Here is a 15,956-nt window from a genome sequence, read left to right as displayed (position 1 = left end):
GTTTCATCCGCCTCAGCCAGCCTGTTTTACGCGCATGTACCACTCGACCAACCGGCGGACTTGCCGCTCGGTGTAGCCGCGCTCGACCATGCGCGCGACAAAGTCGTCATGCTTCTTCTCGGTCTCGCCGTCCTTCTTCGAGCCGAAGGATATCACGGGCAGCAGATCCTCGACCTGGGAGAATATCCGCTTCTCGATCACTTCCCGGATCTTCTCATAGCCGGTCCACGACGGATTCTTGCCGCCGTTCTGGGCCCGCGACCGCAGCGAGAACTTCACCACCTCGTTGCGGAAGTCTTTGGGGTTGGCAATCCCGGCCGGCTTTTCGATCTTGGTCAGCTCCTGATTGAGCAGATCGCGATCGAGCAGTTGTCCGGTGTCGGGATCCTTGAAATCCTGATCCTCGATCCAGGCATCGGCATAGTCGACGTAGCGATCGAACAGGTTCTGGCCGTAGTCCGAATAGGATTCGAGATAGGCCTTCTGGATCTCATGCCCGATGAATTCGGCATAGCGCGGCGCCAGTTCGGCCTTGATGAACTCGAGGTAACGCTTCTCGACCTCGTCGGGAAGCTGCTCGCGCCGGATCGCCTGCTCCAGCGTGTACATCAGGTGGACCGCGTCGGCACCGACCTCATTGGTGTCATGGTTGAAGGTTGCCGCGAGCACCTTGAAGGCGAAGCGGGTCGAAACGCCGTCCATGCCTTCATCAACGCCGGCCGCATCCCTGTATTCCTGAACGCTGCGCGCCTTCGGATCGGATTCCTTCAGGCTTTCACCGTCGTAGATCCGCATCTTGGCGAAGACGGTCGAATTCTCGTGCTTGCGCAGCCGCGACATCACCGAAAAGCGCGCCATCGTTTCCAGCGTGGCCGGAGCGCACGGCGCGGTGGCCAGTTCGGAGCCCTGGATCAACTTCTCGTAGATCTTCTGTTCTTCGGTGACCCGCAGGACGTACGGTACCTTGATGACGCAGATGCGGTCGATGAAGGCCTCGTTGTTCTTGTTGGCCTTGAAGCTTGTCCATTCGGCCTCGTTGGAATGGGCGAGAACGATGCCGGTGAAGGGGATCGCGCCGATGTTCTCGGTGCCGATATAGTTGCCTTCCTGCGTCGCCGTCAGCAACGGATGCAGCATCTTGATCGGCGCTTTGAACATTTCGACGAATTCGAGAATGCCCTGGTTCGCGCGATTGAGCCCGCCCGAATAGCTGTACGCGTCGGGATCGTTCTGGGCGAAGGTCTCGAGCTTGCGGATATCGACCTTACCGACCAGCGACGAGATGTCCTGGTTGTTTTCGTCGCCGGGCTCGGTCTTTGCGCACGCGATCTGGCGCAGCCGCGACGGCTGAATCTTGGCGACGCGGAATTGCGAGATATCGCCACCGAAAGCTTCGAGGCGCTTATAACACCACGGGCTCATCAATCCGCTGAGGCGGCGGCGCGGAATGCCGTACTTCTCCTCGAGCATCGGGCCGAGCGCTTCCGGATCGAACAGGCCGAGCGGGTTCTCGAACACGGGGCTGATTTCATCACCGGCCTTCAACACGTAGATCGGATGCACTTCCATCAACGACTTGAGGCGTTCGGCAAGCGATGACTTTCCGCCACCGACTGGGCCGAGCAGATAGAGTATCTGCTTGCGCTCTTCGAGGCCCTGCGCCGCATGGCGGAAGAACCCGACGAGGCGCTCGATCGTGTCTTCCATGCCATAGAAGCCGGCGAAGGCCGGATAGAGCCGCATCGTGCGATTCAAGAAGATACGGCCAAGGCGGGGGTCCTTGGCCGTGTCGATCATCTGAGGCTCACCGATGGCAGCTAGCAATCGTTCGGCTGCATTGGCATAGCGCATCGGATCGCTTCGACACGACTCCAGATATTCCGCCATCGACATGTCGGTCTGGCTTCGTGCTTCGAAGGACCGGGCGAAAGCATTGAACAGAGAATCGTTGTACATGATCCGTCTCTCCATGGTCACCTGTAAATGCCGGACGCACCACTAGGGTTCCAGTGTCGGAGCGTCACAGCTTCCGTTCGCGAATCACCATCAGCACATGCACCGATTGGACACGCGAGCGACTTCACAATGCAATGCAATAGTCGTGCTAAGGGCCTTCACCTCGTAAAGATACGGTGCCATTTCGCCAGCGTTGTAGCCGTGCTGCAACATTTTCACCGGGCAACTACTGAGTAGCATGTAGGGGATTTTTCGGGGATTCCGAGTAGGTGCGCGTCCCGAATCTGCGTCGGGCTGGCTAGCCCGAGGCGGCAAACGCAGCAATCCGGGGCTCTGAACGGGGGGTAAACGCCGCCTTTATCGCGCATTCAGGCCCTTGAGCGGCCGCGCTGACGCAAAATCGCCAAATATCCGTCAGGGCAGCCGCAGACTGCGCGTTTGAACGTACCCGGCGCCAACTGCAACTAAAGTAATATGCCGCGCGTTTAATCCGAGTCTGCCATGAAATATGTCTGGATCGTCGGCGCCATTGCCTCCGTCGTCGCAGCCAATGCCAGTCACGCCCAGGAGGGCGTCGACAAGGCCAAAGCCACCGCCTTCAATGCCCGAATGTTCGGCGGCCCGCTCAGCCAAAAGACCTATGCCTGCTTCGTGCGTCGTTATGACGCCAGCCATCTGGCACAGCATCCGAAGCAGAGGGTCAGCGCGATGAAGCTGCTGGCGACGGCGGAAGACGCACCGGAAGACAAGACCGTCAATTATTCGTTCCGCCTCGGCTTCAAATATCGCCATCGCGCGGGCAATTTCGATTCCAGCGGCTACTGCAGTCACATTGTCGAAAACACCGGCGGCGAAATTCGGCTTGGCTGCAGCGTCGATTGCGAAGGCGGCGGCATTCAAGTGGCGATGAAGGACGACAAATCCGCGCTGATCCAGCTGAAGCGGATCAGGATCTGGGAGCGCAACAAGGCCGACGAGGACGCCAGCAATGATCTGGTTGCCGGCGCCGACGACAAGATCTTCCGCGTCGATCGCGCGGACTTGCGCGAATGCGCCGAGCTTGTAACCGATCGCAGGGAGCTTGCGGCACTCAGGCGCAAATGAGCCACACTATTCAGCCTGGGAGAACGCCATGCATCGACGCAATATCCTGTGGGGCGCAATTTCGGCAGTCAGCGCAGCATTTGCCGCCTCTCGCGCCAGCGCGGTTAGCGAGACAGCGCCTCCGGCAAAATTGAAGGTGGTCTATCACCTCAACGACCTCGACAAGGTCAGCTTCGTCCTCGGCAACATCCAGAACCATCTCGACGGCGTCGGCGGTCCCGACCATGTCACGATCGCGCTGGTGGTGCACGGCCAGGCGTTGCGGGCATTTCATTCGGCTTCCGCCAATCCCGATCTTTCCCGGCGCGTCGGTCAATTCTCCAAAGCCGGCCTGGAGTTCGCCGCCTGCGGCAACACCATGAAGTCGCAGAATGTCACGCTGAAGGATTTGCTGCCGGGCTTTATTGCTGCGGGCCAGGGCGGCGTGGTGCGGATCGCCGAATTGCAATCGCAGGGCTATCTTTACCTGCGACCCTGAGGTTCTCCCAATCGACGTGAACATTTCACGTCGATCCCGCATTTGAGCGACCCGGTCGCCGTACTTTCGCCCGCTCCCGCGCCGACATGCGGGTTGCGTCCCCCTGCAACCGCTCGCGGAATGTTTTGCTTATGAACCCTCAAATGCACGCCGATGCCGGCCGCTTCTGCCGTGGTCGCGCCAAGGACGATCAGGCGCACAGAAGCGCGAAGCAGCCCGGGGGCGAGAAACGACGCCTCATCACGGACCCCTTCACGACTTCGTGCTTGCGCCCGTTGGTGTCGGCATTCCGAAAGCCGGTTCGACCGGCAAGACCTGCCATTTTCGGGATCGAACCCGTGCTAGTGGCGTTATCGTCCCGTCCAGCCTCATTCCATCCGGCTGCGCGCCCAACCAAATACCAAATATTGACTTTCCGGCCCTGCCCCCGAAAGCTGCCGGAAACCCAGAAATCGACCGATCGAACAGAACAGGCATCATGAATCCCGTCAAAGCACTCGAAAACCACGGCCAGGCGGTCTGGCTGGACTTCCTCGCCCGCGGCTTCGTCGCCAAGGGCGACCTCAAGGCGCTGATCGACACCGACGGCGTCAAGGGCGTGACATCGAACCCCTCTATTTTCGAAAAGGCGATCGGCAGTTCGGACGAATATGACGGCGCGATCGGCCATGCCCTGCAAGTGGGCGACCGGCCCGTCGCCGACCTGTTCGAGGCGCTCGCCGTCGAGGACATCCAGAATGCCGCCGACGTGCTGCGCCCGGTTTACGACCGCTTGAACGGCAGCGACGGTTTCGTCAGCCTCGAGGTCTCGCCCTATCTGGCGATGGACACCAAGGGGACCATCGCGGAAGCCGAACGGCTCTGGAAGGACGTCAAGCGGCAGAATTTGATGGTGAAGGTACCGGCCACGCCGGAGGGCCTGCCCGCGATCGAACATCTGATCGGCGAAGGCATCAGCATCAATATCACGCTGCTGTTCTCGCAAGACGTCTACCGTGAGGTGGCGGAGGCCTATATCGCCGGCCTTGAAAAATACGTCGCCGAGGGCGGCGATCCCGCGCCTGTCGCCAGCGTCGCATCTTTCTTCGTTAGCCGCATCGATACCGCGGTCGACAAGCAGCTCGACGAGAAGATCGCAAAAGCCAATGACCCCAGCGAGAAGGAGCGACTGAGCGCGCTGAAGGGCAAGGTCGCCATCGCCAACGCCAAGCTGGCCTATCAGGACTACAAGCGGCTGTTCGCAGGGCCACGCTGGGAAAAGCTCGCGGCCAAGGGCGCCAAGCCGCAGCGCCTGTTGTGGGCATCCACCGGCACCAAGAACAAGGACTACAGCGATGTGCTGTATGTCGAAGAATTGATCGGCCCCAACACCGTCAACACCATGCCGCCGGCCACGCTCGATGCATTTCGCGACCATGGCAAAGTGAGGGACAGCCTCGAGGAAAATATCGAGGACGCAAGGCGCCTGCTGGAAGAGCTCGAGGAATCCGGCATCTCGCTCGAAGCCATCACCGCCGAACTGGTCAGGGACGGCGTCAAGCTGTTTGCGGATGCCGCCGACAAGCTCTATGGGGCGGTCGCGCAGAAGCGCGCGACCTCCCTCGTAGGCGGCATCGATCGGCAGCACCTCGCGCTCGGCGACGGCATCAGGAAGGCTGTCGAGAAAACCACCGAGGACTGGCGCGCGTCCGCCAGGATCCGCCGCCTGTGGCAAAAGGACAAATCGGTCTGGACCAATGACGACGAGAACAAATGGCTGGGCTGGCTGAACAGCCCGGCCGCCGCAGATGTCGGCAACTACGAGGACTTTGCCCACCGCGTGAAGGGACAGAATTTCAGCGACGCCATCGTGCTCGGCATGGGCGGATCGAGCCTGGGGCCGGAGGTGCTGGCGGAAACCTTTGCCAAGAAATCCGGTTTCCCGAAGCTGCATGTGCTCGATTCCACCGATCCCGCGCAGGTGCGCGCGATGGAGGATACGGTCGATCTCGCCCGCACGCTGTTCATTGTCTCCAGCAAATCGGGCGGCACCACCGAGCCGAACGTGATGAAGGATTACTTCTTCGATCGCGTCTCCAAGACCATCGGTAACGACAAGGCCGGCCATCGCTTCATCGCGGTCACCGATCCCGGCTCGTCGCTGGAGAAGACGGCGATCAGCCAAGGCTTTGCCCGCATCTTCCATGGCGATCCCACGATCGGCGGACGCTATTCCGTGCTGTCGCCGTTCGGACTGGTGCCGGCGGCTGCCGCCGGTATCGACGTTCGCAGCCTGCTCACCCACACACTGGCGATGGTGCGCTCCTGCGGCGCCGACGTGCCGCCGCATGAAAACCCGGGCGTTCAGCTCGGGCTGGCGATGGGACTCGCCGGCCTCGAAGGCCGCGACAAGGTAACGATTACCTCGTCGGAGAAGGTCGCCGATTTCGGCGCCTGGGCCGAACAACTGATTGCCGAATCCACCGGCAAGGAGGGCAAGGGCCTGATCCCGATCGACGGCGAGCCGCTCGGCGACCCCTCGCTCTATGGTAACGACCGCTTCTTCATCGACATCAGGACCGAGGGTGAAGACGACGCCTCTCATGACGACAGGCTCAAAGCGCTCGAGGCGGCCGGACATCCCGTGGCGCGGATCGTCATGAAGTCGATCGACCATATCGGTCAGGAGTTTTTCCGGTTCGAGATGGCCACCGCCGTGGCGGGCGCGATGCTCGGCATCAATCCGTTCAACCAGCCCGACGTGGAAGCGGCCAAGGTCAAGACCCGCGAGTTGACCGGCGCGTTCGAGAAGACCGGCGCGCTTCCTGCGGAGCAGCCGGTGATTTCGACCGACGAGGCCGATCTCTACACTGATGAGCACAACGCGGCCGAGCTGCGCAAGGCCGGCGCCGACGGCACGCTTGGCTCCTGGATCAAAGCGCATCTTTCGCGCTCGGACAGCGGCGATTACGTCGCCCTGCTCGCCTATATCGCGCGCAATCCCGGCACGATCGGCTCGCTGCAAAAAATGCGGCTTGCGGTGCGCGACAGGCATCATCTCGCGACCTGCGCCGAATTTGGCCCGCGTTTCCTGCACTCCACCGGCCAGGCCTACAAGGGCGGTCCCGACAGCGGCGTATTCCTGCAGATCACGGCCGACGATACCGAGGATCTGCCGGTGCCGGGCCAGAAGGCGAGTTTCGGTATCATCAAGGCGGCGCAGGCGCGCGGCGATTTCGACGTGCTCACCGAACGTGGGCGGCGCGCGCTGCGCGTCCATCTCAAGGGCGACCTCGGATCGGGATTGTCTGCGCTGGATGCCGCGATCACGGAAGCGCTCAGTTAGGAAGTCAGGCTATGCAACTCGGCATGATCGGCCTCGGCCGGATGGGCGGCAACATCGTCCGCCGGCTGATGAGGAACGGCCACACCGCCGTGGTCTATGACAGGGACGCCAAGGCGGTCGCCACGCTTGCGGCGGAAGGCGCGACGGCTGCGAATTCGCTGGAAGATTTCGTGGCGAAACTCGAAAAGCCGCGTACCGCCTGGGTGATGCTGCCGGCCGGCCCGATTACCGAGGCGACCATCGAGGCGCTGGCAAAGCTGATGCAAGCCGGCGACGTCATCATCGATGGCGGCAATACGTTCTGGCAGGACGACGTCCGCCGCGGGGCGGCGTTGAAAGCAAAAGGCCTGCACTATCTCGATGTCGGCACCAGCGGCGGCGTCTGGGGCATCGAGCGCGGCTATTGCATGATGATCGGCGGCGACAAGGCGGTGGTCGACCGGCTCGATCCCATCTTCAAGACACTGGCTCCGGGCGTTGGCGATATCCCGCGCACGCCGGGACGTGAAGGCCGCGACCTGCGCGTTGAGCAGGGCTACATCCACGCCGGCCCGTCCGGCGCCGGGCACTTCGTCAAGATGATCCACAACGGCATCGAGTACGGCCTGATGCAGGCCTATGCCGAAGGGTTTGACATCCTGAAGAATGCCAACATCGAAGCGCTGCCGCCACAACATCGCTTCGAGTTCAATATCGCCGACATCGCCGAGGTGTGGCGGCGCGGCAGCGTGATCCCGTCCTGGCTGCTCGACCTCACCGCATCCGCGCTCGCCGAGAACCAGACGCTCGATAATTACTCCGGCTTTGTGGAGGATTCCGGCGAAGGCCGCTGGACCGTCAACGCCGCGATCGACGAAGCCGTGCCGGCGGAAGTGCTGACGGCGGCGCTCTACGCACGCTTCCGTTCGCGCAAGGATCACACCTTTGCGGAAAAGATCCTGTCCGCGATGCGGGCCGGCTTCGGCGGCCACAAGGAGCCGCCGAAAAAACCTGACACGAAGGCCTGAGCAGCCATGGCGGTCGGTCAAACAGCACAGAAGAAACCCGATCCCTGCTCCTTCGTCATTTTCGGCGTGACCGGCGATCTCGCGCACCGCCTGGTCATCCCTGCCCTCTATAACCTCGCGGCGGCCGATCTGTTGCCGGACAAATTCTGCGTGGTCGGTATCACGCGCGAAGGGATGGCGAGCGACGCGCTTCGCGATAATCTGATGAAAGGCCTGCGTCAGTTTGCGACCCGCCCGGTGGACGATAAGGTCGCGCGGCGCCTGCTCGAATGCGTCACCTGCATCGAGGCCGACCCAAAGCGTCCAGCATCGTTCGATGCAATGAGCAAGCAGCTCGGCGAACTGGAAGCTGCGCGAAACACCGGTGGCAACCGGCTGTTCTATCTGGCGACCCCGCCCAACGCATTTCTGCCGATCAGCCGCGAGCTTGGCCGCACCGGCATGCTCGCCGAGAACAGCGCGTGGCGGCGGCTGGTGGTGGAAAAACCGTTCGGCACCGATCTCGCCTCCGCAAAGGCGTTGAACGGCGAATTGCTTAAACTCGTCGACGAGCACGAGATCTACCGGATCGATCACTATCTCGGCAAGGAGACGGTGCAGAACATTCTGGTGCTGCGCTTCGCCAACGGAATGTTCGAGCCGATCTGGAACCGCAACCACATCGACCACGTACAAATCACCGTCAACGAACAGCTCGGCGTCGGCCACCGCGGCAGCTTCTACGACCAGACCGGCGCGCTGCGCGACATGGTGCCGAACCACCTGTTCCAGCTTTTATCGCTGGTCGCGATGGAGCCGCCGATCCGATTCGACGCGCATTCGGTGCGCACGGAAAAGGCCGACGTGCTTGCCGCGATCCAGGCCCAGAGCGAGACTGAGGCGTTGCGCAATTCGGTGCGCGGCCAGTATCTGGCTGGCCGGATCGGAAATACCGAAATCGCGGACTACCGCAACATCGAAGACGTCGCACCCGGCAGCACGACCGAAACCTATGTGGCGCTGAAGCTGATCATCGATAACTGGCGCTGGGCCGGCGTTCCCTTTTACCTGCGCACCGGCAAGGCGCTCGGCGTCAAGCGCACGGAAGTCGCGATCAAGTTCAAGCAGGCGCCGTTCGCGATGTTCAACTGCACGCCGGTGGAACGGCTGGCGCAGAACTACCTCGTGATCGGCGTCGCGCCCAACGAGGGCATCGCGCTGCAGTTCAACACCAAGGTGCCCGGCCCCTCGATCCTGATCGACGGCGTCGAGATGAAGTTTCGCTACAAGGATTATTTCAAGGCGGAGCCCTCGACCGGCTACGAGACCTTGATCTATGACTGCATGATCGGCGACAATATCCTGTTCCAGCGCGCCGACAGCGTCGAGGCCGGCTGGAAGGCGGTGCAACCGTTTATCGATGCCTGGAGGAAGGCGGGAGCCGACGGCTTGAAGACCTACACGGCCGGCAGCGAAGGCCCGGGGGAAGCGAACGAACTGCTGACCCGCGACGGCCGAAGCTGGCGAAAGCTGGGGTGAGCAATGACATCGAACGACAATCGTCATGTGATTGCAGTCACCGATCGGGCGGCGCTGGCGGCGACCGCCGCCGAACATTTGCTGGCCAGAACGGCCGCCAACAGCGGCCGCGTGGCGATCTGCCTGACCGGCGGATCGAGCCCAAAGCAGCTCTATCAACTGCTCGCAACCGAGGCCTATCGGAGCCGGATTCCCTGGGAGCGCGTGCACTGGTTCATCGGCGACGAACGCTTCGTGCCGGCGGATGATCCGCTCAACAACATGGGCATGGCGCAAACGATTTTCCTCAAACAATGCGCGCCGACAGCGAACATCCATCCGATTCCGACCGCGACCGCCGACCCCGCCGATCCCGACCGGGGCGCCGCGCTCTACGAACGGGAATTGCAGTCGTTTTACGGGGCAGACACGCTCGACCAAGCGAGGCCCCTGTTCGACCTCGTGCTGATGGGCGTCGGTCCCGACGGCCATACGGCCTCGCTGTTTCCCGGCGATCCCGCGCTCGACGAGAATGCGCGCTGGGTCGTCGGCGTGCCGCGGGCGAATGTCGTGCCGTTCGTCCCGCGGATTACCCTCACGCTGCCCACCCTCGCCTCCTGCCACGAAATGCTGTTCGAGGTCTCCGGCCGGGACAAGCGGGCGATCTTGACGCGCCTGTTCGCAGGCGAGAACCTGCCCGCCAACCGCGCGCAGTCCTCCGGCGAGACGATCTGGCTGATCGACCGGGAAGCGCTTCCGGGGGATTTTGGTGGGCAATAGGACTCCTTGTGCGCTGGTGGTGATGGGCGTTTCCGGCTCGGGCAAGAGCACCATCGCCGATCATCTCGCTGGACGCCTCGGCTGGCGCTACGAGGACGGCGACAGGTTTCACCCGCCGGCCAACGTTGCGAAGATGAGCGCCGGCCATCCGCTCGCCGACGAGGACCGCTGGCCATGGCTGCAGGCGATTGCCGACGAGATCGACCGCGTCTGCACATCCGGCGCGCACGTCGTGATCGCCTGCTCGGCGCTGAAACGCGCCTATCGTGACGTCCTCGTGCACGGCCGCGACGATGTCAGGATCGTTTTTCTCGACGGCATGCAGGATCTGATCGCGGCTCGCCTTGCGGCGCGCAAGGGCCATTTCATGCCGCCTGGCTTGCTCGCCAGCCAGTTCGGGACGCTGGAGCGGCCGGGCACGAACGAGCGGCCGATCATTGTATCGATCGATGCGCCGGTTGAGGCGATCGTAGATGACATCGTCAGCCAATTGAACCTGGTTCCCCAATGACCCGTATTGCGCTTGTTGTTTCCGACGTCGACGGCACCCTGTTGACGAAAGACAAGATCCTGACCGACGGCGCGAAGGCAGCCGTGCGCAAGCTACATGCGGCCGGCATCGGCTTCACCATCGTTTCCAGCCGGCCGACCATCGGCATGGGTTTTCTGATCGAACCGCTTGCGATCACGCTTCCCCTCGGCTCCTTCAACGGCAGCTCGATCGTCGACGCCGGGCTCAAGCCGATCGTGCAGCATTTGATCGGACCGAGCGTAGCGCAGCGCAGCCTCGACGTGCTCAATGCGTTCGGTGTCGATATCTGGCTGTTCACGAACGATCGCTGGTACACGCGCAATCCCGACGGCGAGTACGTCCCGCACGAAAAGCGCGCGATCAAGGCCGATCCGACCATCATCGACGATTTCACGCCGCATCTCGCAGAGACCTGCAAGATCGTGGGCGCCAGTTCGGACGCGGCGCTGTTGCAGCGCTGTGAGGCGGCGATGAGGGAAGCCGTTGGCAGGGAGGCGACCGCGGTCCGCTCGCAGACCTATTATCTCGACGTCACGCCGCCCGGTCACGACAAGGGCACCTTCGTGGACGCCATGACCAGGCAACTCGGCATTTCGGCCGAAGCGGTGGCGACCATCGGCGACATGGAGAACGATCTGCCGATGTTTGCCCGAAGCGGCGTTTCGTTTGCGATGGGAAATGCCGCCGACAGCATCAAGCAGCGTGCGACGCATGTGACCGACAGCAACGAGCGCGATGGATTTGCGCGCGCGATCGAGACGGTGCTGCAGTTCGGATAGGCCGAGCCGGCGTATCAAGCCCGCGTGAAGGATAAATCGAGAGATTCTCAAAGCCTTCGCGCCGCGAATCCGTTTCTGTCGCTCGGCACGATCGGCAAGCACGAGCCGGTGCCCGACCGCCGTCTCCTCCCATGAAGGCAGGTTCACCCAGCCCGGGCCTGCCGCGGCGAAACGGGCGCCGGCTCGCGCGACTCGTCGAGGCGCAAGTTTGTGCCCGGCCTCGTCGGGCATTCTCCCGTCGTCCCTGCGAACGCAGGGACCCATACTCCGCGGCGGAAATTATTGGGTGCGCAGGTCGACGGCTTTCTTCAATATCGCAAGCGCCGGTGGCTATGGGTCCCTGCGTTCGCAGGGACGACGATGGGCCGTCATTTCGAGGCGTGCGAAGCACGAATCCGGAATGACGGAGAGCTAGCTATTTCGACCGCTGCATCGCCGGCTTCTCGGTCGGTTTCTCTGCCGCGCTGAGATTATGCGCGGTGTTGATCAGCGCGATGTGCGTCAGCGCCTGCGGGAAATTGCCGGTCTGGCGGCCGGCGGCCGTGTCGTACTCCTCGGCCAGGAGGCCAAGGTCGTTGGCGATCGCAACGACACGGGCGAACAGCTCTTGCGCCTTGCCAAGCTCGCCCGCCAGCACATAGGCGTCGGCGAGCCAGAGCGTACACGCCAGGAACGCGCCTTCGGCAGGCTGCTTCTCCACCTCGCGGGGATCATGCCGGAGCACAAAGCCGTCGCGCATCAGATGCCGTTCGACCGCTGCAAGCGTGCCGCGGACGCGCGGGTCTTCCGGCGGCAGAAACCCCACCGACGGCAGCAGCAGGATGCTGGCATCGAGCATTTTCGAGCCGTAAGCTTCGACGAAGGCGTTCAGCTCGGAGTTGAAGCCTTTTGCGCAGACGTCGAGGTGAATGGCGTCGCGCAGCACGCGCCATTTCTCGAGCGGCGCCTTGAGGCCGAACGTCTCGGCGCTCTTGATGCCGCGGTCGAACGCGACCCAGGTCATCACTTTCGACGAAACATAGTGCCTGCCCGCGCTGCGGCGCTCCCAAATGCCGTGATCCGGCTGGTCCCATCGTTCGGCAAGGTGCTGCAGCACGGCGCATTCCAGCGACCAACTGGTTTCATCCAATTCGAGCTTGGCGGTGCGCCACTGATGAAAGGCGTCAATCAATTCGCCGTAGACGTCGAGCTGCAATTGCGCGTGCGCAGCGTTGCCGATCCGCACCGGCCTTGCGCCTTCGTAGCCGGGCAGCCATGCGGCCTCCCATTCCAGGAGTCGCCGCTGGCCCATGATGCCGTACATGATCTGCATGTTGGCCGGCGAGCCCGCCGCCGCCCGCAACAGCCATTGGTGCCAGGCGAACGCTTCCCCGGTATAGCCCGAATTCATCAGCGCCAGCAGCGTGAAGGTGGCGTCGCGCAGCCAGCAGAAGCGATAGTCCCAGTTTCTGGCGCCGCCGAGCTTCTCCGGCAGCGAGGTCGTTGGCGCGGCGACGATGCCGCCGGTCGGAGCATAGGTCTGCGCCTTCAGCGTGATCAGCGAGCGCATGACGAGGTCGCGGTACTCGCCCCGATAGGTGCAACGGCTGCACCATTCGGTCCAGAACGCTTCGGTATCCTTCAACGCATATGAAGGGTCGATCGGCTTGGGCACGGGCAGATGCGAAGGGCTGTAGGTGAGCACGAAAGGAATGGTGTCGCCTTCGCCGACCTCGAAATCGGCAACCGTCGTCAGGTCCTCGCCGCGGGTCTCAACCGGCGTCCGCAACACCGTCATGTCCTGCCCGCAGATCGCGAGCAGCGCCGAACCGTCCTCGTTTCTCTTGACCCAGGGAGTATCGATGCCAAAGCCGAAGCGGATCACCAGTTGCATGTGCATCTTGACCCGGCCGCGAACGCCGCGCACCAGCCGCACCACGTCGGAGGCGTTGCCGCGCGGCGGCATGAAATCGATCAGGTCAACCGCGCCGCCGGCCGTCTCGAACCGGGTCTGAAGGATCAGGGTATCGTCCCAATAGCGGCGCGAAGTGACGGTTATTTCCTCAGCCGGCGCGATCAGCCAGCGGCCGTGCCTTTCGGTGCCGAGAAGCGCGGCAAAGCAGGCGTCGGAATCGAAGGCCGGCCAGCACAGCCAGTCAATCGAACCGTTCCGGCCGACCAGCGCCGCGGTCTCACAATCGCCGATCAGCCCATAATCTTCGATACGGCACGGCAAGATGCTTCACCATTGGAGCGGGATGGCAATTCCTCGAACTGTCATCCCGCTCTACCTTCATCCTTGAGCACGATCTCCGGACAAACGTTTCGCGTTTATCCCGCGGGAAAACCGGCAACCACCGGATCATGTGTATCAGAGCGCGGCGCGCGATCGCTCGTGGGTTGCCGCCTTGAGCGCGGCGACGTCGACCGTGGATATCATTTCCTCGATCGGCACCGGAAGCCGTCGCCGCCAGTTCGGATGCTCGTCGACGGTGCCCGGAATGTTGGGCTGATCCACCACCCCGAGCAGATCTTCCAGCGAGACCGCGAGCAGGCGCGACTTGGTGCGCGCCAGGAAATTCGCCACCGAATAGAGATCGTTGCGATCGATAGTGTGATGGCGCAGCACCTCGTCCAGCATCGCCAGCGCATGCCAGCGCGCATCGTCGCTCTCGCCGGGATCGATCCCGAGCGATCGCTTCAGCTTGAGATCGCCGAACGAGCGCCAGCCGGCATAGGTCGAGAGATCGTGGGTATTGAAGGTGACGAGCGCATTCGTCAGGTAATGATCGATGTTGCGGAACGAGCCGGCATCGTCGCGCTCGAACATCATCACGAGATACGACCAGATGCCCCAATCGGCAATCTGGTCGCGAAAGCCTTCCGGCACGGTGCCGAGGTCCTCGCCGATCACGACGCAGCGATTGGCAACGCTTTCCTGCGCGGTCGCCGCCAGCAACGCCTCGAACGGCATCTGGACATAGACGCCGTCGCGGGCGCTGAAGCCTTGCGGCACCAGATAGAGCCGCTTCAGTCCGAGCACGTGATCGAGACGGATGGCGCCGGCGTGGCGCATCGCGGCGCGCAGCATGTCGCGGTACGGCGCAAAGGATTCAAGCTCAAGCCCAACGGCGTTGAACCCGGCGAGGCCCCAGGTCTGGCCGGCAGTGTTGAGCGGATCGGGCGGCGCTCCGACGCCGAGATGGCGGGAGATCGCCACCTGCTCGTTCCAGGCATCGAAGCCATCGGCCTGCACCCCGACCGCGACGTCGAGATAGAGCCCGACCTTCATGCCGAGCTTCTTCGCCAGATCGGCCGCCGCCCCCAACTGCCGGTCGGCGGTCCATTGCACGAATTCGACGAACTCGATCTCGCCGGCGTCCTCGCCCTGGCGCAATGCCGCGCACCTGGCATCGTCCGGCTGCCGCCACTCTACCGGCCATTCCCACCACGGTTTGCCGAATTTGTGCCGCAGCACCTCGAAGCAGGCAAAGTGCGACAGCAAGGTGCCGCGCTCGGCGCGGAATTTGTCAAAACCCAGTTGGCGGTCCGGCTTGGCGTTGGCCTTGAAGGCAGCAAAGGCCCTGCGGAGCGCCCGCCACTTCAGACCGGCGACGCCGACGTAATCGACGACATCGCCTGCCCGCAGCGACGCCAGCGCCTCGCTTGTTTCGGAATCGGGCTGAAATTCGGGGAGCTTTTCGACGTCGATATAGAGCGGGTTGAGAAACAGCCGGCTGTTCGGCGAATAGGGACTGCAATCGCCCGGGCGATCGTCGAACAGGGCATGCAGCGGATTGAGGCCGACGCCATCGGCGCCGAGATGATCGGCGAGTTCGATCAGGCTGGCGAGGTCAGTGAAATCGCCCATGCCCCAGTTGCGCGCGGAACGGACGCCGTAAAGCTGGACCGCAAGCAGCCAGCAGCGGTCGAATTCGCCGCCAAACGCCCTTTCCGGCGCCGAGATCAGCGGCACGTCCTCGGCAGTCGCGGCGTCGCTCACCTGCAGGCGGTAGACGCCAAGCGGAAGGTCCCTGGGCCAGTCGATGGCGTGATCCGAGCTCTCGCCTGTGGCGATAACGCCCGCCCCCGCAACGATTTTCCACACCACCGGAAGCTTGGCCGTAGCCGGGAGCTCGGTTCGCGACGGCCGCCCGGCGCGAACCACCACGGGGTGTCCGACCAGCGGTCCCGGGGCCTGCGGCGGCAGCGCATCCAGGATAATTTTGAGCGCGGCGGCATCCGTCACACGGCGGTGACCCTGGCCATCCAGGAATTCGGTCTGAATTCCCAGGGCTTTGGCTTGAGCAAAAAGGTCCATTCGGCACGTACTTTGCACGCAAACATCAAACCGATGTCGCGAAATTGTCCAATTACGGGAAGGAGATAGACGGTGTGTAACGCCCGGGTCCAGCAACGGTTCCAATGGAACCAAAGCCAGCCGAGCGGTTTCTATCTTCGTCCGGAACGTCTCCCTTTCTGCAAACGAAACGGGAGCGTCATTTCCATGGCAATGGCA

General features: G+C 62.8%; 11 protein-coding genes. 8 read left to right on the top strand and 3 right to left on the bottom strand.

Annotated features, from left to right (window positions below; all coding sequences use genetic code 11):
* Window positions 1-12: 12 nt before the first annotated feature.
* On the bottom strand, window positions 13-1,956 hold the full coding sequence (locus tag GWE18_RS27990) for a PrkA family serine protein kinase (RefSeq protein ID WP_275188917.1): 1,944 nt from the start codon (window positions 1,954-1,956) through the stop codon (window positions 13-15).
* A gap of 501 nt (window positions 1,957-2,457) precedes the next feature.
* On the opposite strand from GWE18_RS27990, the gene GWE18_RS27985 reads away from it, so the two are divergent.
* The 8 genes from GWE18_RS27985 to GWE18_RS27950 all read left to right on the top strand — a co-directional run bounded on the left by GWE18_RS27985 (window position 2,458) and on the right by GWE18_RS27950 (window position 11,458).
* On the top strand, window positions 2,458-3,060 hold the full coding sequence (locus tag GWE18_RS27985; RefSeq protein WP_275188916.1) for a hypothetical protein: 603 nt from the start codon (window positions 2,458-2,460) through the stop codon (window positions 3,058-3,060).
* A gap of 28 nt (window positions 3,061-3,088) precedes the next feature.
* Entirely contained in the window at window positions 3,089-3,538 is a 450-nt protein-coding gene (locus tag GWE18_RS27980) for a DsrE family protein (protein WP_275188915.1), read from the top strand.
* Between the two features lie 478 nt (window positions 3,539-4,016).
* Entirely contained in the window at window positions 4,017-6,863 is a 2,847-nt protein-coding gene (locus GWE18_RS27975) for a bifunctional transaldolase/phosoglucose isomerase (RefSeq protein WP_275188913.1), read from the top strand.
* 11 nt (window positions 6,864-6,874) lie between these two features.
* A complete protein-coding gene (gnd, locus tag GWE18_RS27970) occupies window positions 6,875-7,870 on the top strand; it encodes a phosphogluconate dehydrogenase (NAD(+)-dependent, decarboxylating) (RefSeq protein WP_275188912.1) in 996 nt (331 codons plus the stop codon).
* 6 nt (window positions 7,871-7,876) lie between these two features.
* Window positions 7,877-9,388 (top strand): glucose-6-phosphate dehydrogenase, encoded by a 1,512-nt coding sequence (zwf, locus tag GWE18_RS27965; protein ID WP_275188911.1) that lies wholly within the window; start codon window positions 7,877-7,879, stop codon window positions 9,386-9,388.
* Window positions 9,389-9,391: 3 nt separating this feature from the next.
* Window positions 9,392-10,147 (top strand): 6-phosphogluconolactonase, encoded by a 756-nt coding sequence (gene pgl / locus GWE18_RS27960; RefSeq protein WP_275188910.1) that lies wholly within the window; start codon window positions 9,392-9,394, stop codon window positions 10,145-10,147.
* A gap of 22 nt (window positions 10,148-10,169) precedes the next feature.
* On the top strand, window positions 10,170-10,658 hold the full coding sequence (locus GWE18_RS27955; RefSeq protein WP_275188988.1) for a gluconokinase: 489 nt from the start codon (window positions 10,170-10,172) through the stop codon (window positions 10,656-10,658).
* Entirely contained in the window at window positions 10,655-11,458 is an 804-nt protein-coding gene (locus tag GWE18_RS27950) for a Cof-type HAD-IIB family hydrolase (protein ID WP_275188909.1), read from the top strand. Before GWE18_RS27955 ends, GWE18_RS27950 begins: the two co-directional genes overlap by 4 nt.
* A gap of 415 nt (window positions 11,459-11,873) precedes the next feature.
* Here GWE18_RS27950 and GWE18_RS27945 read toward each other — a convergent pair whose 3' ends face one another.
* Complete coding sequence (locus GWE18_RS27945) at window positions 11,874-13,673, bottom strand: glycoside hydrolase family 15 protein (RefSeq protein ID WP_275188908.1); 1,800 nt, start codon at window positions 13,671-13,673, stop codon at window positions 11,874-11,876.
* A 135-nt stretch (window positions 13,674-13,808) separates the two neighbouring features.
* Window positions 13,809-15,758: a 4-alpha-glucanotransferase gene (malQ, locus tag GWE18_RS27940; RefSeq protein WP_275188907.1), complete on the bottom strand. Its 1,950-nt coding sequence runs from the start codon at window positions 15,756-15,758 to the stop codon at window positions 13,809-13,811.
* Window positions 15,759-15,956 lie beyond the last annotated feature (198 nt).

Source organism: Bradyrhizobium sp. CSA112, from assembly GCF_029051645.1.
In the GTDB taxonomy this organism is placed as follows: Bacteria; Pseudomonadota; Alphaproteobacteria; order Rhizobiales; family Xanthobacteraceae; genus Bradyrhizobium.
This window is presented reverse-complemented; position numbering and strand designations above follow the sequence as displayed.